15 protein-coding genes and 3 pseudogenes are annotated in these 18,924 nt (G+C 44.7%); 5 read left to right on the top strand and 13 right to left on the bottom strand.

Annotated features, from left to right (window positions below):
• Positions 1–219 precede the first annotated feature (219 nt).
• Both BM021_RS11055 and BM021_RS16630 read right to left on the bottom strand, forming a co-directional pair.
• A pseudogene (locus tag BM021_RS11055) lies at positions 220–879 on the bottom strand (IS1595 family transposase).
• Between the two features lie 25 nt (positions 880–904).
• Positions 905–1,237, bottom strand: a pseudogene (locus tag BM021_RS16630) (PleD family two-component system response regulator).
• Positions 1,238–1,671: 434 nt separating this feature from the next.
• Here BM021_RS16630 and BM021_RS15275 point away from each other — a divergent pair.
• A pseudogene (locus BM021_RS15275) lies at positions 1,672–1,800 on the top strand (IS1595 family transposase); the annotation flags it as partial.
• An 89-nt stretch (positions 1,801–1,889) separates the two neighbouring features.
• On the opposite strand, the gene BM021_RS11040 reads toward BM021_RS15275, so the two are convergent.
• Genes BM021_RS11040 through BM021_RS11025 form a run of 4 tightly spaced genes read right to left on the bottom strand, consistent with a single transcriptional unit; the run spans position 1,890 to position 6,203 of the window.
• Positions 1,890–3,347 carry a TrkH family potassium uptake protein gene (locus BM021_RS11040; RefSeq protein ID WP_090721091.1) on the bottom strand — a complete coding sequence of 486 codons (1,458 nt, stop codon included), beginning with the start codon at positions 3,345–3,347 and terminating at the stop codon, positions 1,890–1,892.
• Positions 3,348–3,359: 12 nt separating this feature from the next.
• The gene (gene trkA, locus BM021_RS11035; RefSeq protein WP_090721090.1) at positions 3,360–4,811 is read right to left on the bottom strand and encodes a Trk system potassium transporter TrkA; all 1,452 of its coding nucleotides are present in this window, start codon (positions 4,809–4,811) and stop codon (positions 3,360–3,362) included.
• 49 nt (positions 4,812–4,860) lie between these two features.
• On the bottom strand, positions 4,861–5,643 hold the full coding sequence (locus tag BM021_RS11030) for an inositol monophosphatase family protein (protein ID WP_090721089.1): 783 nt from the start codon (positions 5,641–5,643) through the stop codon (positions 4,861–4,863).
• A 2-nt stretch (positions 5,644–5,645) separates the two neighbouring features.
• The gene (locus BM021_RS11025; RefSeq protein ID WP_090721088.1) at positions 5,646–6,203 is read right to left on the bottom strand and encodes a thioredoxin family protein; all 558 of its coding nucleotides are present in this window, start codon (positions 6,201–6,203) and stop codon (positions 5,646–5,648) included.
• Between the two features lie 157 nt (positions 6,204–6,360).
• Here BM021_RS11025 and BM021_RS11020 point away from each other — a divergent pair, with 157 nt between their 5' ends.
• The 4 genes from BM021_RS11020 to BM021_RS11005 all read left to right on the top strand — a co-directional run bounded on the left by BM021_RS11020 (position 6,361) and on the right by BM021_RS11005 (position 9,038).
• Positions 6,361–7,107 carry a 16S rRNA (uracil(1498)-N(3))-methyltransferase gene (locus BM021_RS11020; RefSeq protein WP_090721093.1) on the top strand — a complete coding sequence of 249 codons (747 nt, stop codon included), beginning with the start codon at positions 6,361–6,363 and terminating at the stop codon, positions 7,105–7,107.
• A 38-nt stretch (positions 7,108–7,145) separates the two neighbouring features.
• Positions 7,146–8,483 carry an amino-acid N-acetyltransferase gene (argA, locus tag BM021_RS11015; RefSeq protein ID WP_090721087.1) on the top strand — a complete coding sequence of 446 codons (1,338 nt, stop codon included), beginning with the start codon at positions 7,146–7,148 and terminating at the stop codon, positions 8,481–8,483.
• Positions 8,484–8,592: 109 nt separating this feature from the next.
• On the top strand, positions 8,593–8,871 hold the full coding sequence (locus tag BM021_RS11010; protein ID WP_090721086.1) for an oxidative damage protection protein: 279 nt from the start codon (positions 8,593–8,595) through the stop codon (positions 8,869–8,871).
• Positions 8,865–9,038 (top strand): Fe(2+)-trafficking protein, encoded by a 174-nt coding sequence (locus tag BM021_RS11005; RefSeq protein WP_371116411.1) that lies wholly within the window; start codon positions 8,865–8,867, stop codon positions 9,036–9,038. Before BM021_RS11010 ends, BM021_RS11005 begins: the two co-directional genes overlap by 7 nt.
• A 97-nt stretch (positions 9,039–9,135) precedes the next feature.
• Here the strand turns inward: BM021_RS11005 and rnk are convergent, their stop codons facing one another.
• From rnk to BM021_RS10970, 7 genes are all read right to left on the bottom strand, one after another.
• Positions 9,136–9,543: a nucleoside diphosphate kinase regulator gene (gene rnk / locus BM021_RS11000; protein WP_090721084.1), complete on the bottom strand. Its 408-nt coding sequence runs from the start codon at positions 9,541–9,543 to the stop codon at positions 9,136–9,138.
• A 745-nt stretch (positions 9,544–10,288) separates the two neighbouring features.
• Positions 10,289–11,353 (bottom strand): class II fructose-bisphosphate aldolase, encoded by a 1,065-nt coding sequence (gene fba, locus BM021_RS10995; protein WP_090721083.1) that lies wholly within the window; start codon positions 11,351–11,353, stop codon positions 10,289–10,291.
• A 121-nt stretch (positions 11,354–11,474) separates the two neighbouring features.
• On the bottom strand, positions 11,475–12,938 hold the full coding sequence (pyk, locus tag BM021_RS10990) for a pyruvate kinase (protein ID WP_090721082.1): 1,464 nt from the start codon (positions 12,936–12,938) through the stop codon (positions 11,475–11,477).
• 15 nt (positions 12,939–12,953) lie between these two features.
• On the bottom strand, positions 12,954–14,132 hold the full coding sequence (locus tag BM021_RS10985; RefSeq protein WP_090721081.1) for a phosphoglycerate kinase: 1,179 nt from the start codon (positions 14,130–14,132) through the stop codon (positions 12,954–12,956).
• 138 nt (positions 14,133–14,270) lie between these two features.
• On the bottom strand, positions 14,271–15,269 hold the full coding sequence (gene gap, locus BM021_RS10980; protein WP_090721080.1) for a type I glyceraldehyde-3-phosphate dehydrogenase: 999 nt from the start codon (positions 15,267–15,269) through the stop codon (positions 14,271–14,273).
• Positions 15,270–15,349: 80 nt separating this feature from the next.
• Entirely contained in the window at positions 15,350–17,365 is a 2,016-nt protein-coding gene (gene tkt, locus BM021_RS10975; protein WP_090721079.1) for a transketolase, read from the bottom strand.
• Positions 17,366–17,540: 175 nt separating this feature from the next.
• On the bottom strand, positions 17,541–18,803 hold the full coding sequence (locus BM021_RS10970; protein ID WP_090721078.1) for a sigma-54-dependent transcriptional regulator: 1,263 nt from the start codon (positions 18,801–18,803) through the stop codon (positions 17,541–17,543).
• Between the last annotated feature and the right edge of the window lie 121 nt (positions 18,804–18,924).

The following is an 18,924-nucleotide window of genomic DNA, read 5'->3' as shown; positions in this document are numbered from 1 at the left end:
TTAAAGTCAAGTCATTTGTCATAAAATCCCTTTACCACTCCATGGAATTCTAACCCCCTAATCACAACTTTTCCACTTTGAGAACAAGGGTTAAAAACTATCTTTATTTTTAATAAAATGAGTAATTATCAACTTATGTTGATAGAAATTTTATTTTTCAAATATGCAGCATTAAATTTCGTTACACTGCATATTTGTGTAGACTCTAGACTAGCAGAGTTAATAATATCTAATGAGCTGCCATAGTTCCTTGGCAAGTTCCTCAGGCTGTTTCTTCCAGCACCATTCAGATTCTTTTGAATGCAGCTCAAAGTTAACTGGCACACTTTGCAAGCCGCCGCTTGGTAAAACTCCAAAATGATTCAATACCGTTAATATGGCAATGCCCATCCCGAGCAAATTCATTGTCACTGTGCGATACACGGAAATGCTTGGAGTACCCGACATCTACTAAACTATTGTAGCCACGCCAGCCATCACTATAAATGACACTTTCAATGGATACTTTGCCCTAATATCACCACTTGTAGAGTCAATCGCTTACAATCTGGCACTATTTCGGTATACACCCTGTCATCTCGCTCAAACACACCAAATACAAGTTGTTTTAATGTGCCGCGACCGCGCTTGAGTTTACTTTGATAGTCACGTTGCCGTTTCTCACCTTCATTCCTCTCATCAACTTCCACTTTGCCTAACACTTGTCTTTAAGGGCAGTCTGATAGCGATATATTACTTGTCTGAAAATGCCATACCAACGATTAATCGTGTTACGATTTTTTACTTAACAGCACAGCTGCTTTGCTGGCAGGTATATCAATGCAAAGGCATTGAATTTTTTTTAATGTAATAATCACTTAATTTACTGTTTCTTAACATCTTAATAGACTAACAGATTGATCTGCTAGTCTAGAGCCGTGTGTATTATGCTCAATAAACCTTCCGCGGTAAATGGTTTTGTCAAATAATCATTCGATCCTGCTGCTCTGCCTTTAGCTTTATCAAACAAGCCATCTTTAATAGATAACATAATCAGGGAAATAAATTGATAAGCGGGATTCTTTTTAATTAACATGTACAAATTTGATATCCATTCAGCGCGGTATAACTATATCGATAAAAATGATATTCGTACCCAAGATCTCAAAAATATTTCTGCGCTTTTTCGAACAGTGCTATTGCCATTAACCTTAACCTTAAGGAAGATCTTAATAAGTAGAACTCCATAAAATTTCATAAGAAAAATCATGATCTTATCATTTCATATTACCGATTTTGCGACTTTCGTTCAGAGATTCCTTAGTATGCCTATGAACCATTTTCAGTTTAGTTTGCCCTAAGCCGCAAGATCAACAGGATAAGAGAGTAAGTGATGAAAGGCAAGGAACTGAATGTGTTGGACTGGCAAAAGCATTATGGGACGGAGGAGGCCTGCGCCCAGGCATTATTTCAAGAGTTATAACTGAATCTGGTGTTTGAGGGATTGAAAAATAGCGGTGTATCTGGTTGATTAGTTGTTGCCAGACAATATAACCAACCCATGAGGAATACACCGCTATGAGTAAGAGTAACGTTATTGAGTTATCAGATCCAGACTCGTTTACAGATTTATTGACCGAATTATTAAGAACTGGGGCTCGTCGACTGATCGAGCAGGCCGCTGAAGCGTCAAAATACTTACAAGAGTATCTGAACGAATTTTGTTACCGTTTTAACAGAAGAGCATGGGAAGCTCAATTATCATCCAGACTCCTCAATGCGTGCCTGATCCATATTCAAGTGAAACTGAAAATGGTATAGAGGCGTATTCCTTAATATCTTCAAATTTATTGGCATCGTTCACCGAGCAATTTCTTTAAAGCTATCTATTAACACTTATCAGATAAAATTCACTTCCGCCAGAAAGCCGGAGTAAATATAACCAGCAATGTAAAAAATTCCAGCCTACCCAGTAACATTGCAAAACTGCACACCCATGTCTGAAAATCAGTTAATAATGCATAGGTATTTGCTGGTCCAACAGTATCCAGACCAGGACCCAAATTATTGATACAAGCAACTGCTGCAGAAAAAGCTGTAGTAACATTCAATCCGCTCAGCGTTAAAGTAAGCGTCATTAACGCGATGCTTGCCGTATAAACAAATAAAAATACAAGTACGGCCAGAATCACCCGGTTCGCTACTACATTTCTTCCCAGTTTAGCCGGAATAACTGCCTGGGGATGCATGATAGTAATCATTTCTCGATATACTTGTTGGTATAAGATGCGGATACGAATCATTTTGATACCACCGCCAGTTGATCCTGAAGATGTACAAAATCCTGATAAAAATAACATCCATAAGGGAGCAAACATAGGCCATAAGCTATAATCTGTATTGCTATATCCAGTAGTTGTTGCAACAGAAACAATATTGAAAGTCGCGAAGCGTAATGCCGTCAGTGGATCTGTATAAACATCAGCAAACCATAGATAAAATGCCAACCCAATACAGCTGATTAACATAATCGTTAAATACCAGCTCACTTCAGCATCATGACGATAAGAAGCCAAACTTCTTGCCCGCCATGCCAGAAAATGAGTTGCAAAATTTATTCCCGCAATCAACATGAATATAATTGCAACCGATTCTATAAGCGGTGAATCCCAATAGCCATAGCTAGTATCATGAGATGAAAAACCACCCAGACCCAAGGTCGTAAACGCATGCATCACAGCATCAAACCAATCCATTCCGGCCCATTTGTATGCAATCACGCAAGCCAATGTCAAACTTGCATAAATTGACCATAAGCCCTTTGCAGTTTCAGCAATACGGGGGGTCAGTTTGTTTTCTTTCATCGGTCCCGGTATCTCTGCATTAAGCAATTGCCGACCGCCCACACCTAGCAATGGCAAAATTGCCACGGCCAGCACGATTAAGCCCATACCGCCCAGCCATACTATTTCGCCCCGCCATAAATTGATTGAGGACGGCAATGCATCTAATCCTGTCAGCACGGTGGCGCCCGTTGCAGTTAATCCTGAAACAGCCTCAAAATAGGCCATACTCAGATTAAGTTTCGGCAGGTAAAATAATAATGGCAACATGGCAAAAGCCGGCAACACGAACCAAACCAGCACAACCAGCAAGAAACCATCTCTTATTTGCAACTCGCGTCGATAAGCACGCGTCATCAGCCACATCAAAAAGCCACCGCCCGTGGTAATCAAAATCGATTCTTCAAATACCAATTGCGCACCATCATTATTCCACAACGCCAAACCGAGCGGCAGCAACATCATCAGACCGAATACCAGAACCAGTTTACCAAGCACGTTAACTACAGCGAAGAGTCGATTCATGTCATCTTCTGATCACAGAAATCCAACGTTCACCTGAAACAGCTTTTCTACTTCGCGGATCATTTTTCTATTGACCACAAACAAAATAACATGGTCTTCTTGTTCAATGATCGTATCGTGGTGCGCAATGATAACCCGTATACTGCTGTCTGATTTGCGCAGAATCTTCTCCTGCTCGGCGATGAGATTTTCACCAAATATTCCTTCAGACTTTGGCAAGCCCCTTACAATAGCGCCAATCGTGGCACCTTTAGGGAGCTTGATGTTTTCTATCTTTCTTCCCACCACGTTGGATGATTTGGCGTCACCGTGCGCCACTAATTCCAGTGCTTCTGCTGCGCCACGCCGCAAACTGTGTACTGCAGCAACATCACCGTGCCGAACATAAGCCAACAGTGAGCCAATCGTAACCTGTGCGGGTGAGATAGCGATATCAATACGGCTTCCCTGTACCAAATCGACATAAGCACTGCGATTAATCAGTGCAATGACTTTATGCGCCCCCATCCGTTTCGCCAGCAATGCAGACATAATATTATTTTCGTCGTCATTCGTGAGTGCGCAAAACATATCCATTTCAGCAACATTCTCACTTTCGAGCAACTTCTCGTCCGTAGCATCGCCATGCAAAACTAACGTATTACTCAGTTCTCCTGCTAAACGCTCACTCACCTGATAGTTATGCTCGATGATTCTGACCTGATAATCTTTTTCCAGTGTTTCGCCGAGACGTTTGCCTATTTTGCCGCCTCCTGCAATCATCACATGCTTCACTGGCTTATCCATGCTACGGAGTTCTCGCATCACTGTCCGGATATCTTCGGCTGCAGCAATGAAAAACACTTCATCCTCATCTTCAATAACTGTATTACCTTCCGGAATAATCGGCCGATCCTTGCGGAAAATTGCTGCAACTCGTGTATCTACATTAGGAACATGCTTGCGTAATTGCTGCAGTTGCTGCCCAACCAGCGCACCGCCTTTTAGTGCACGCACAGCCACTAACCTCACCCTGCCTGCAGCAAAATCAAGTACCTGTAAAGCCTCAGGAAACTCAACCAGCTTTTCAATGTATTCTGTCAGTATTTGTTCAGGACAAATGGCAAAGTCGACACAGAAATTTTGAGTGGAAAAAATCTCAGAATGCGCCAAGTACTCAGCAGAGCGGATACGTGCAATCTTAGTAGGCGTATTAAATAAAGTAGCGGCAAGCTTACAAGCCACTAAGTTGGTTTCATCGTGGCCTGTTACCGCCAAAACCATGTCTGCATCATAGGCACCGGCATTTACTAACACTGATGGATGCGAAGCATTGCCAACGACTGCACGCAAATCAAAACGATCTTGCAATAATGCTAATCGTTTGGAATCAACATCAACCATGGTGATGTCGTTAGCCTCACTGACTAGGCTTTCAGCAACGGATGAACCAACCTGACCAGCACCTAGAATAATGATCTTCAATGATATGCCCAATCCTACTTTAAGTTATACACTGTTGAGCAACCATTTCTTAACGATTCTCGCGCACCCAATCGCGCCACTGAACAAATAAACCAGGATCCAGAGCCGCAATCACGGATCGCCGCCACGGCGAACCAGCCCAGTAATCATCCTGATCAAAACCGCACATTCTTCCGCCAGCCTCTTCAAGAATCAGGGAACCTGCAGCATAATCCCATGGCTTCTGCCCACCATGCAGATACAGGTCAAAGTAACCAGCAGCGGTATAACACCATTCAAGTGCACAAGCGCCATAATTTCGCTGCGATGCATAGGGTGGATAAGCAGCAACTTTAGCTGCGAATTTGCGATCAAGGCGCTTTAAATCAACATTCGCCATAGCACGCGATAACGCGGGCACATGCTTCTTCAATGGCAATGCCGCTCCATTCAAAAAAGCGCCACCGCCTTTCATCGCATAAAACATTTCATCGGCTACCGGATTATAGATCACCCCCAGAACGCTTTTTCCTTGCTCCATCAACGCTACTGAAGTTGCAAAATATGGTAATCCATTCAGAAAATTCGATGTCCCATCAATAGGATCAACACTCCACAATCCATTCTTACCCTTGACCCATTGTTCTTCCTGTTCCTGCTTTGACATTTCTTCACCCATCGCAGCGACTGGATAAATCTTTTGTAATTCATGTAATAAAGCATTTTGTGCCGCAACATCGGCTTCGGTAAAAAAACTGCCATCTGACTTAAGCTGCCGATCTACCTGCAAGTAGCGCGGCATAATGACCTGCTGAGCGACTTCTTTAACAACCGTAATAACTTTTTCTAGCACTATTACTCCGCGCGCCACTTGATCGAGCAACCGATGCTGGGAATCTGATCTTTCGGACCACGACCGGTTTTGGCAATTTGCAACATCGCTTCAAACAAGTCACGACGCACATCAGCCGGCGCAGCTTCTTTGCGCGATGCATCGAGGCGTCCACGGTATTGCAATTCAAATTGACCATTAAACCCGAAGAAATCAGGAGTACATACCGCACCATATTGCTTTGCTATTTCCTGGGTTTCATCCCATACATAAGGAAAAGGATAATTTAATTTTTTAGCAACCAGTGTCATGTTCTCAAAAGAATCTTCCGGATAATCGGCAGGATCATTGGACATGATTGCGATGGCATTAATACCATGCTGCTTCAGTTCATTCACATCTCGAATAATACGATCCTGCACGGCTTTCACATACGGACAATGGTTACAGATGAACATCACCAGCAACCCATTCTCCCCCTTCGCGGAAGCTAAAGTATGGCGCTTACCATCGACGCCTAACAAATTAAAATCAATCGCTTTCCAGCCAAAATCACATATCGGCGTTTCCAGACTTGCCATATTCTTTCTCCTACTATTGATAAGATTCCTGAAAATTTCTTTCCAGATTGTCGCTTTTTAAAATCAAAACACACTCAGACAATACCGGATGCATATCGTGCTATATTATCATGAGTCCATTTATTGAAATTGTTACTTGCCCGGACCTGATCCCATCATGCACACTCGTTTTTATCACCCGGCAGAAATCACTGTTGGCCAGCTCACTGAATTATCTGTTGAGAATAAGCATCATGCAGCACGGGTTTTACGGCTTAGAAGAGGTGATTCGATTACGCTATTTAACGGCAATGGCGGCGAATTTTCTGCGCATATCGACAACATCAGCAAATCAAGCACCACGGTTCTGATCGATCATTATCATGACACAGACTGCGAATCACCGCTGCATATTGAGCTTGCTCAGGCAATCTGCGTCAATGAAAAAATGGATTGGATCATACAAAAAGCAGTGGAACTTGGTGTGACATGCATACAGCCGCTATCGACTGCCCGCAGCATCGTACATCTGTCCGGTGAGCGCTCTACCAAACGCCTGCAACACTGGCAGAAAATCGTCATTTCCGCCTGCGAACAATGCGGCAGAAATCATTTGCCACAGGTGTTTCCTTTGATCAGCTTGCCTGAATGGTTAAGCCAGAAAAAAACTTCCAAATCACTACACGACTTACATCTGATGCTTTCCACGACAGCCACAGAAAGCTTAAGAAACATACCCAAACCGCCCGTCAATGCTCACGTGGCACTTGTTATTGGGCCTGAAGGCGGATTTACGCAGGAAGAAGAAACGGCTATTTTACATGTCGGTTTTATCCCATTGCGCCTGGGAAAACGTATCCTGCGCACGGAAAGTGCAGCGCTGGCTGCGATTGCGGCACTGCAGACCCTGTGGGGCGACTATTGATGACCGCATGCCTATAGAAACCCAACTTTTCATTTCCCATGAACACCCCTACTGATTTTGTGGCCTGGTTTCGCTCGGTTGCGCCTTATGTCAACGCATTCAGAGGCAAAACCTTCGTCATTGGTTTTAGTGGCGAAATGGTCACTGATGCAAAATTTGTCAATTTCATTCACGATGTCAATTTGCTCGCCAGTCTCGGCGTAAGACTGGTACTGATTCATGGTGCACGCCCACAGATTCAGTTACGTCTGGATGAGTCGCAATTAGAAACTCAAGCAGTCATGGGCATGCGTGTTACCGATCCAGCCGCACTGCAATGTGTCAAAGAAGCGGTGGGACGTGTTCATCATGAGATTGCCGCATTGCTCTCGATGGGCCTGCCCAACTCACCCATGGCCAATGCCGCCATCCGAGTCACCAGCGGAAATTTCGTCACCGCCTGTCCATACGGAGTCATTCAAGGCGTGGACTTGATGCATACCGGAAAAGTGCGCAAGATCAATGCTCAAGCCATCCACGCGCGCTTAGAACAAAACGATGTAGTTCTGATTTCACCGCTGGGTTATTCACCGACCGGTGAGATTTTTAATCTCACGATGGAAAACGTAACAACCGAAGTCGCCATTGCACTCAATGCCGAGAAGCTGATTTTTCTTTTGGATATACTGGACATCGCCGCATTTTCTGCCAACGAGCCGCAATCATTGCCACGCGAACTTACCGTCGCGGAAAGTAAATTGCTATTGGAAAACAAGGCACCGGCAGCCGCACCTTTAGTAGAGAGCAACAAACTAGCAATTCAATGCGCCATCAAAGCCTGTGAAATGGGTGTGGCACGCACCCATCTGATCAGCCGCCATAGAGATGGTGCCATTATCCAGGAGCTTTTCACGCACGATGGCATTGGCTGCATGATTTCGCAGGAAACATTGCAAACGCTCAGAAAAGCCAGAATAGAAGATGTGGGCGGTATTCTGCAATTGATTGAACCCTTGGAAGCTGAAGGCATTCTGGTAAGACGCAGCCGCGAATTACTGGAAATTGAAATTGACCGTTTTACGGTGTTCGAACACGACGGTGTGATCCTCGGTTGCGCAGCGCTGTATCCATTTCCGGAAGAAAACGCTTGCGAGCTCGCCTGTCTGGCGATTCATCCGGATTACCAGGATCAAGGGCATGGCAATCGATTACTCAAACATATCGAAAACAAAACTATCTCTCGGGGCATACGCAAACTGTTTGTGCTCACAACACACGCCATGCACTGGTTCATTGAACATGGGTTTAGCGAAGCCACTCCCGCTGAATTACCCGAAGCCAGGCAGAATTTATACAATTATCAGCGCCGTTCGAAAGTACTGATTAAATATCTATAATTTTATGGTTGAATTTACACCGGTGGTTTACTGATTGAAACGAACATTTCATAATGATGGTTTTTTCTTCCTGAATATTTCTCGATTGATCTGGAGCAAGTAAATTTAAATGGCGAGAATAGTGAAATGCATCAAGCTGGGCCGCGAAGCTGAAGGCCTGGATTTTCAAACCTATCCCGGTGAACTGGGCAAGCGTATTTTTGATAATGTATCCAAAGAAGCCTGGAACCAATGGATTCAACACCAGACCATGCTGGTCAACGAAAATCGCCTGAACCTTTCCGATAGTAAAGCGCGCAAATATTTGACTGAACAACTGGAAGCGTATTTTTTTGGCTCTGGTGCGGAGCAACCTGCTGGTTATGTTCCTCCCAAAGATCAATCATAAGACCACACTTAAATCTGACACACCAGACCATGCTGGTCAACGAAAATCGCCTGAACCTTTCCGATAGTAAAGCGCGCAAATATTTGACTGAACAACTGGAAGCGTATTTTTTTGGCTCTGGTGCGGAGCAACTTGCTGGTTATGTTCCTCCCAAAGATCAATCATAAGACCACACTTAAATCTGACACTCGACTCAATCAGCCTGCATTACCATGGCAACGGAAAATCAGGCTGCGTTGAGATTTTGGTTAAACAGAAATTGTGTTAACGGTGATACTCGCCAGAACGTTCAGGTTGATAGGTGACTTCTTCGATACGCACATGCAGCACACCACCGCCCGGCTTAGGCCACTCAATTTCATCACCCTGAGAAAGACCCAAAAGTGCACTGCCCACCGGTGCAAGTACGGAAATTTTACCTCCACCGTTATCCAAATCCTTGGGGTATACCAAAGTTAGCAAGTGCTCATCCATTGAAGATGCGACTTTAAATCTCACCGTTGAATTCATCGTCACTACTGTGGCTGGAATATCTTCTGGATCCGCGATATCCGCGCGAACCAACTCTGCTTCCAGATCTTCCTTACCTGGAAAAGTGTTGTTAGCAAATGATTCCAAGAGATTTTCGAGTCTTTCGAAATCAAGCGAAGAAATTACAATTTTAGGTTTCATACTCTTTTCTTCTCTTTTTATGATTAATAAAACCCCGTTGCAAGCAGGGAGTGTTCTTGCTTAGAACAACGCAAGCCGTAAACGGTGGGAGTATAGCCCTGGAGATTTAGTCTTGAGATAATGCTGATCCCTGTTCTGATGGAATTGAAAAGTACAAAATTACATCAAGCGGAAATATTGCGACGATGTCCTATATCATTTGATGAAAACAAACTGACCATTGAACTCGTCCGTACTTTAATTCAGTAGAAGCTGCACAAATTTCTCAAGCAAAATCATTTGCTAGACAAGCTTGTTCTTATACTTCGATACATTCCTCAAAAGGATTTCTATCTTGTTATAACGAGCAATTAGATTTGCGCTGCATTGGTATAGTTCAAAGCATAAATGTTGATTGTTTCTGACGGCATTCGCACAAATATTGTCTGGTACTTAATTGAAACTCCATAATTTCTGGCAAATTAGATGAAGCCTAAGAAACAAGAAAGCAGCCTTTTTGCATGAGATTGAGTTAATGCTGACCATCACCTACTGTATTACCTGGGTTTAGAGATTGTTGACAGACTTCCGTTTCAGGCGGTGTTAGCTTTTTCAGCTCCTTATTACAGCCTATAAAAACGCACCAGAAATTTTTACAATTGAGTGAATTACAGTGGGCTATCGAACTTCGGATTCATAAATCCTATGATGATGACGCAAGAGGGCATCATCATCATTGATTTAACTTGATACTGCTATGACTGGCTTACTTAACTACAGCGTTCAATTCGCCTTTGGCATAGCGGTTTGCCATATCTTCCAGCGCAACAGGCTTGATTTTTCCGGCTTGTCCGGCGCAGCCGAAGGCTTCAAAACGGGCTTTACAAATTTCTTTAGCCGCGGCGGTTGCTTCTTTCAGGAATTTACGTGGGTCAAAATTGCTTTTGTCTTTTTCCAGACTGCGGCGGATCGCGCCAGTCATGGCCAGACGGATGTCGGTATCGATATTGACCTTGCGCACGCCGTATTTGATGCCTTCTTGGATCTCTTCAACCGGTACGCCATAGGTTTCTTTGATATCACCGCCATATTGACGGATAATTTCCAGCCAGTCTTGTGGCACTGAACTGGAACCGTGCATTACCAGATGGGTATTGGGGATGCGCTTGTGAATTTCTTTGATGCGTTCAATGGCCAGAATATCGCCCGTCGGTTTACGCGTAAATTTGTAAGCGCCGTGCGAGGTGCCAATTGCAATAGCCAATGCATCTACACCGGTTTTTCTAACAAAGTCAGCAGCTTCCTCCGGATCGGTCAGCAGCTGGTCATGCGATAACTTACCTTCTGCACCGTGCCCGTCTTCCGCTTCCCCCATACCGGATTCCAGTGAACCCAGACAACCCAGTTCACCTTCCACAGAAACGCCGACTGAATGTGCAATGTTCACAACTTCTGCGGTGACTTTGACATTGTAGTCGTAGGTAGATGGTGTTTTAGCGTCAGCCTGTAAGGAGCCATCCATCATGACACTTGAGAAACCACTGCGTATCGCATTCACACACACGGATGGCGAAGCCCCATGATCTTGATGCATCACAATCGGTATATGCGGATAAGCTTCAACGGCTGCTGCAATTAGGTGGCGCAAGAATGCTTCACCTGCATATTTTCTGGCGCCTGCAGAACCTTGCATAATGACCGGACTGTTGCATTCATCAGCCGCCTGCATGATAGCTTGAATTTGCTCCAAGTTATTGACATTAAAGGCAGGCAAGCCGTAACCGTTTTCTGCTGCGTGATCAAGTAGTTGTCTTAATGATACAAGTGCCATTTAAATCTCCTTCAAAAAAATTATCTAACGTAATTCTGTTTAATACCGTCTGTTATTCTTGAATAATATGATTCGATTGTTTTTACTGCTGCCTGATGTTCCAAATCAAGACTGCATCCCATTAAATAGTTTGTGAGGCATGAATACCTTGCCTTGTTTTCCATTCGCCTACTCTGATGATTTTCATGGTATTGGTGCCACCTGACTTACCCACCGGCTCGCCAATCGTCATCACGATGATATCACCATTACGCACCACGCCACGCTTAAGTAATTCCTCTTCAGCAAGATTGAGAATAATTTCCGGATCCTTTAACCCTTCACCGAATTCCACCGGATAAACACCTCTGAACAGTGTCACCCTCCTGCGCGTTTCTTCATTCGGGCTTAGCGCAAAAATAGGCACTTTAGAGCTTCTTCGCGACATCAGCAATGCAGTCACACCACTTTGCGTTAATGCTGCAATCGCACGAATCTGCAAACCGCTGGCTGTAAACATGGTAGCGCGCGCAATGGCTTCTTCAATGGTTGCCTGATTGATCGTTGTTAGTATGCGCCTGTCACTACTGACCAGATATTCCTTCTCGGCTTCTAAGCAAACTCTTGCCATTGCTTCTACCGCCTGAACCGGATATTCACCAGCGGCAGATTCTGCCGATAGCATCACAGCATCAGTGCCATCCAGCACTGCGTTGGCAACATCGGACACTTCAGCGCGCGTTGGAATTGGATTAGTAATCATGGATTCCATCATCTGTGTCGCTGTGACAACCAGCTTATTATTCGTTCTCGCTGAACGAATCATTCTTTTCTGCAAAGCAGGAACTGCAGCATCGCCTACTTCAACGGCCAGATCGCCGCGCGCCACCATAATGGCATCCGATGCTTCCAGAATATCATCCAAGGCAAGAATGGCTTCTGAACGCTCAATCTTTGCCATGACCATGCCTCTTCCGCCAGCTTCAAGCACTAATTCCCGGGCCTGCCGGATATCGTCGCCTGAACGTACAAAAGATACTGCCAGGTAATCCGCACCAAACTCCGCGGCTGTTCTGATATCTTCCAGATCCTTGTTCGTAAGTGCGGGTGCACTGAGCCCGCCGCCTTTACGATTGATGCCTTTATTGTTTGACAGCACACCCCCTTGCTCAACTACACAAAATACCTGATGTTCACGCACCATGGAGACACCCAGTATGATGCGGCCATCATCCAGCATCAGCGTGGCGCCGGTTTCCAGATCATTCGGCAACTCTTTGTAATCGAGTCCGACTCTTTCTTGATTACCCAACTCGCAATAAGAATCCAGAATAAACTGATCACCGACTTCTAGTCTGATCTTGCCATGTTCAAACTTGCCTATTCGTATTTTTGGACCTTGCAGGTCGGCCAGAATGCCGACAGTACGGCCCGCAGCTCGTGCCAGCGAACGGGTTAGTTCTGCTAATTCAATATGCTGTTCGCGTGTACCATGCGAAAAATTGATCCGAACAACATCTACACCGGCCTGGATCATGCGTTCCAATATTTTTGGATTACTGGATGCTGGCCCAAGGGTTGCTACAATTTTTGTTCTTCGAATCATTATCTTTCTTGACGATTAATTAGCTCGCATTTCCAATATTTCCACCGCTGGCAATTTTTTACCCTCAAGGAATTCGAGGAATGCGCCACCTGCAGTTGATATATAAGACACTTTGTCATAAATATCATATTTCTGGATTGCGGCAATGGTATCGCCCCCACCCGCCAGCGTAAAAGCGTCTGTTTCTGCAATGGCTCTGGCAATTTTCTCGGTTCCGGCACCAAACTGATCGAATTCAAATACGCCCACCGGACCATTCCACACCACAGTTCCGGCTCGCATAATGATATCAGCCAATTCCTGCGCACTTTTAGGTCCAATATCAAAAATCATGTCGTCATCAGCCACCTGATCCGCATCTTTTAAAACTGCAGACTCGTTGGCATCAAACTTTTTGCCGACCACAACATCAACCGCAATCGGAATCGATGCGTTGCGTTTCGCCATTTTATCCATCAGCGTCTTGGCAGTTGAAACCAGATCATCTTCACACAGTGATTTGCCGACATTCTTGCCAGTTGCTTTCAGGAAGGTATTGGCAATCCCACCGCCCACTACCAGTTGATCCACTTTTTCGGACAATGATTCGAGCACTGTCAGCTTAGTCGACACTTTTGAGCCGCCAACAATTGCCACCATAGGTCGCGCTGGATTAAGCAGTGCTTTGGTCAACGCTTCTAATTCCTCGGTCAGTAGAATACCTGCACAAGCTATCGGTGCATATTTGGCGATGCCATGCGTTGAAGCTTCAGCACGGTGTGCTGTACCAAATGCATCCATCACAAACACATCGCATAATTTCGCGTATTTCTGCGCTGTTTCTTCTGAATTTTTCTTTTCACCTTTATTGATGCGGCAGTTTTCCAGTACCACCAACTCTCCGTCAGCTACTTCGAAACCACCATCGATCCAGTCCCGGATTAAACGCACGGGCTTATGCAAACGATCCGCAATATTATCCGCTACCGGTTTTAATGAATTTTCTTCTGTCCATACCCCTTCTTCAGGACGACCTAAATGCGATGTAACCATTACTTTAGCGCCTTGTTTAAGGCAATGATTGATCGTCGCCATTGAAGCAGCAATGCGTGCATCCGATGTTACTTTGCCATCTTTCACAGGCACATTCAGATCAGCACGTATAAATACACGTTTACCTTTCAGATCAAGGTCAACAAGTTTAATAACAGACACGGCAAGCTCCAGAATTGTCTTTAAAAAATATAAAGGATAGCGAGCGCTACCCTTTATGTCTTAACTAATTGAATACTCAAGTTGAGATAGCAATTGAGATTTACTCCACACCCAATTGCATACCTTCAATATATTAAATCATTTGGCGACAGTACGAACCATTTCCAATACTTTGGTGGAATAACCCCACTCATTGTCATACCATGCAACCACTTTGACAAAGCTTTTATCCAATGCCATGCCTGCTTCAGCATCAAAAATGGAGGTACAGCTGTCACCACGAAAATCGGTCGATACCACTTTCTGGTCAGTATATCCCAGCACACCTTTCATTGAGCCTTCGGAAGCCTCTTTCATCGCCTGGCAAATTTCGTCATAGGTCGCCTCTTTTTCCAGTTCAACGGTCAGATCAACAACCGATACATCCGATGTTGGAACACGAAAAGCCATTCCGGTCAGTTTTTTGTTCAATTCTGGTATCACAACACCTACTGCTTTGGCAGCACCGGTTGTTGACGGTATGATATTTTCCAGAATACCGCGACCACCGCGCCAATCTTTATTGGATGGACCATCCACAGTCTTTTGTGTAGCTGTTGCAGCATGAACCGTCGTCATCAGTCCGCGCTTGATGCCCCACTTGTCGTGCAACACTTTAGCCATTGGTGCTAGACAGTTCGTGGTACAGGAAGCATTGGAAATGATGCTTTCGCCTTTATAGGATTTGTCATTCACGCCATACACAAACATCGGTGTATCATCCTTGGAAGGCGCTGACATAATGACCTTTTTGGCACCTGCTGCCAAATGTTTTTCACAAGTTTCTTTAGTCAGAAACAACCCGGTTGACTCAATGACTACTTCAGCACCCACTTCATCCCATTTCAGTTCAGCCGGATCTTTAATCGCGGTTAAACGAATTCTTTTACCATTGACTACCAGGGTATTGCCATCGACTGCAACATCACCCTGGAAACGGCCATGCACTGAATCATGCTTTAACATATACGCCAGATAATCCGGTTCTAGCAAATCATTAATTGCGACGATTTCAATATCAGGAAAATTCTGTACTGCAGAGCGAAAAACCATCCGCCCGATACGACCAAACCCATTAATACCAACCTTAATTGTCATACTAAGACTCCTTAAACAAGAAACTTGTACCGACAGGTGAATATAGATTCACCCGACTACTGTAATCATAAAATGAATAATTAGAGAATACTTTTTACTGTCTTGACCACGTTTTCGACGGTAAAACCAAAATGCTTGAATAGCACATCCGCGGGCGCCGATTCGCCAAAAGTGTTAATACCCACCACCGCACCGTCCAGTCCGACATACTTACGCCAAAAATCTGCCACACCTGCTTCTACGGCAACGCGTTTAAGGCCATTTGGCAAGACACTGTCTTTGTAGGATGATTCCTGACGATCAAATACATTGGTGCAAGGCATGGAAACAACGCGTACCTGAATACCCTCGCCAGCTAATGTTTTTTGTGCATTTATGGCCAAGCCGACCTCGGAGCCTGTCGCAATTAGGATTGCCTGTGGTTTGCCATTGTCTGCTTCAGATAAGACATAACCACCTTTTTCAATCAGTTTAATTGTGTCCGCCTCACGCTTTTGGAAAGGCAGATTTTGACGGCTGAATATCAGTGTGGAAGGGCCTTCTTTACGCTCAATGGCACACGCCCATGAAACCATTGATTCAACCGTATCGCAGGGACGCCAAACATCCATATTGGGAATATAACGCAGGGTAGCCGTTTGCTCTACAGGTTGATGCGTTGGACCATCTTCACCTAAACCGATCGAATCATGAGTGAATACGAATATATTGCGGATTTTCATCAATGCGGCCATCCGTAGCGCATTACGGGCATATTCTGAAAACATCAGGAAAGTAGCGCCATAAGGAATTAAACCGCCGTGCAAGGATAATCCGTTCATGATGGCGCTCATACCAAATTCACGCACGCCATAGTAAATATAATTACCACCTTCGTCCCGGCCGATTCCCCTTGAGCCAGACCATAAAGTTAGATTGGATCCGGCCAGATCCGCAGAACCGCCGATCAATTCTGGCAGAATGGGTGCCAAGCCTTCAATGGCATTTTGTGAGGCTTTACGGCTAGCGATTGTTTCTGCCTTCGCATTGATCTGATTAATCAAGCTATCCACATGACTGCGCCAATTTGCTGGCAAATCGCCCCCCATCCGGCGATTGAATTCAGCAGCTTCTGCAGGATACTTTTCTGAAAACTCAGCGAATTTCTCATTCCATTCTGTTTCAAGTTTCTGGCCTTTCGCTCTTGCATCCCAGGCACTATAAACATCTTGTGGAATCTCAAAAGGTGGATGGTGCCAGCCGATGTGCGGACGTGCTGCAGCAATTTCTGCATCTCCCAGTGCAGCACCGTGCACTGAATGCGTATTGGCCAAATTGGGTGAACCCAATCCGATCACTGTCTTGCAACAAATCATCGACGGTTTATCGTTTGCTCGCTTAGCAGCTTCAATTGCTGCCTCAATCGCCACCGGATTATGACCATCCACATTGGGCACGACGTGCCAGCCATAGGATTCAAACCTTTTCGGTGTATCATCGGTAAACCAACCTTCCACATGGCCATCAATGGAAATACCATTATCGTCATAGAAACAAATCAGCTTGCCTAACCCCAAAGTGCCTGCCAAAGAACAGGCTTCGTGGGAGATACCTTCCATCAGGCAGCCATCGCCCAGAAAAACATAGGTATAGTGATCCACAATATTGTAGCCTGGGCGATTAAATTCAGCAGCCAGCACTTTTTCCGCCAGCGCCATCCCTACCGCATTGGTAATTCCTTGACCTAAGGGACCGGTTGTGGTTTCGATGCCAGGCGTATAACCATATTCTGGATGCCCAGGTGTCTTGGAATGGAGTTGTCGGAAACGCTTGATCTCTTCCATTGGCAGATCATAGCCTGTCAAATGCAGTAGCGCATAGATCAGCATTGACCCATGCCCATTGGAAAGAACAAACCGATCACGGTCTACCCACTCTGGATTGCTAGGATTATGACGCAGATGATGCATCCACAGCACCTCAGCGATTTCGGCCATACCCATCGGCATACCAGGATGACCAGAATTGGCTTTTTGCACGGCATCCATCGCCAATGCACGAATCGCACTGGTCAAATCCTTAAACACCGGCGCGTCAAAATCCTTGAATGTACCCATTTGATACTAACTCCCTTATATTTTCAACAAATAATAAAAATGGTAACCACTTGCATATTTACTACGCATCATTGGCAAATTAAGCATTATCTCTTAAGATGGATAAGACGACAACTAGAGACCTTCATTTTAAGCATTAAAACCAATCCAGTAGCGGTAAAATTTCTTTATGCCGTCAGTTTCCTCGCAGTTTGATTCCCAACAATTTTATCTTGCGATAAAGATGAGTGCGCTCTAATCCAGCTCGCTCAGCAACGCGCGTCATATTGCCATTTTCTTGATCGATCAGCCTTTCAAAATAAGTTTTCTCAAATAAATCACGCGCTTCACGCAATGAAAGGTCAAGGGGAATTTCTGGAGTTACTGAGGTTAAGGCTGATTCTGGAAAAGCCATAGCTTGCTGAACAGCTTCGACTGAAATCTCATCCCCCGTACATGTTAATGCCAATGAATGCACGACACCCGTTAGCTGGGTGAGATTACCAGGCCAATCATAATTTCGTAAACAATTTAGCGCAGCAGTACTGAACTGCAATGCTGGTGAAGCCTCACCCGACTCAACAAAACGCGACAAAATTTGGTTGGCTAATTCAGGAATATCTTCTCGATGTGCCCTTAGTGTTGGAATTCCAATACTTAAGCTACTAAGCGCCTCATAGAGCTTAGGGTGGTAAGCTCCCTGTGCTGTCAATTCCGCTAACGGCTGAGAGGTTGCACAAACCAACCGTACATTATATTTGTCCAGTTTACTCAACAACAGCAATAAGCCTTTTTGGGCTAATTTATTGACTTCACCTACGTCTTTAAGAAACAATAAACCATCACGTGCAAGCTCTAACAAATCCAATGGCGATTCAGCCAACGATACCAATGTTTCTGGTTCCACCCAAGGCGTGTTAGGGCGGTGCATAAATCGTGCGCAGATTTCCGCACCAACACCTGGCTCGCCCATTAAAAGCAAGGGAGTTTTCAGATTGGCAACTTGCTCTAATTTTTTTCTAAGATCTGCAATTAAAGGGCCTTTGCCTAAACTGGCAAGTGAAAGTGCTAAATGTTGTTTGCTTTGGCCTCCTCGCAAAGCTTTGCTGACGGTACTGAGCAACTTCTGCAATGGTATCGGTTTCTCCAAATAACCAAATGCACCGATACGTGTCGCTTCAACCGCTGTATCTATGGTGCCATGCCCCGACATCATAATGACTGGCATTGTCAGCATGCCGTTACTGGCCCAATCTTTCAGCAAGGTAATACCATCGGTGTCAGGCATCCAGATATCTAACAACACCAGATCTGGGCGTGTCTGACTACGCCAAACTCGGGCTTGTTCGGCATTCTCTGCCAACGCCACCCGATAGCCTTCATCACGCAAAATTTCAGACAGCAATTCACGTATGCCAATTTCGTCATCAACAACAAGTATTGTATTGTTTGTTATCATTTAAAATTCTTCTCCGCTGCCGGAATCTAATCAGCTTATGCACAACTGTCAATTTCAAGAGTTATCCATCAATCTTCCAGTTTGCCTAATTAGTTGATTAATAGCAAACTCTTGTTTATCT

This window comes from Nitrosomonas sp. Nm166 (genome assembly GCF_900112825.1).
Lineage (GTDB): Bacteria > Pseudomonadota > Gammaproteobacteria > Burkholderiales > Nitrosomonadaceae > Nitrosomonas.
Note: the sequence above shows the minus strand (reverse complement) of the source record. Positions and strands in the feature narration are given on the sequence as shown.

What these genes read in the sequence shown, in the direction of transcription:
- BM021_RS11010 (WP_090721086.1), top strand. Translation starts at nt 8,593, where the DNA reads ATGGCGAGAATAGTGAAATGCATCAAGCTGGGCCGCGAAGCTGAAGGC.
- rnk (WP_090721084.1), bottom strand. Translation starts at nt 9,543, where the DNA reads ATGAAACCTAAAATTGTAATTTCTTCGCTTGATTTCGAAAGACTCGAA.
- BM021_RS11040 (WP_090721091.1), bottom strand. Translation starts at nt 3,347, where the DNA reads ATGAATCGACTCTTCGCTGTAGTTAACGTGCTTGGTAAACTGGTTCTG.
- gap (WP_090721080.1), bottom strand. Translation starts at nt 15,269, where the DNA reads ATGACAATTAAGGTTGGTATTAATGGGTTTGGTCGTATCGGGCGGATG.
- argA (WP_090721087.1), top strand. Translation starts at nt 7,146, where the DNA reads ATGAACACCCCTACTGATTTTGTGGCCTGGTTTCGCTCGGTTGCGCCT.
- pyk (WP_090721082.1), bottom strand. Translation starts at nt 12,938, where the DNA reads ATGATTCGAAGAACAAAAATTGTAGCAACCCTTGGGCCAGCATCCAGT.
- fba (WP_090721083.1), bottom strand. Translation starts at nt 11,353, where the DNA reads ATGGCACTTGTATCATTAAGACAACTACTTGATCACGCAGCAGAAAAC.
- BM021_RS10970 (WP_090721078.1), bottom strand. Translation starts at nt 18,803, where the DNA reads ATGATAACAAACAATACAATACTTGTTGTTGATGACGAAATTGGCATA.
- BM021_RS11025 (WP_090721088.1), bottom strand. Translation starts at nt 6,203, where the DNA reads ATGGCAAGTCTGGAAACGCCGATATGTGATTTTGGCTGGAAAGCGATT.
- tkt (WP_090721079.1), bottom strand. Translation starts at nt 17,365, where the DNA reads ATGGGTACATTCAAGGATTTTGACGCGCCGGTGTTTAAGGATTTGACC.
- BM021_RS11020 (WP_090721093.1), top strand. Translation starts at nt 6,361, where the DNA reads ATGCACACTCGTTTTTATCACCCGGCAGAAATCACTGTTGGCCAGCTC.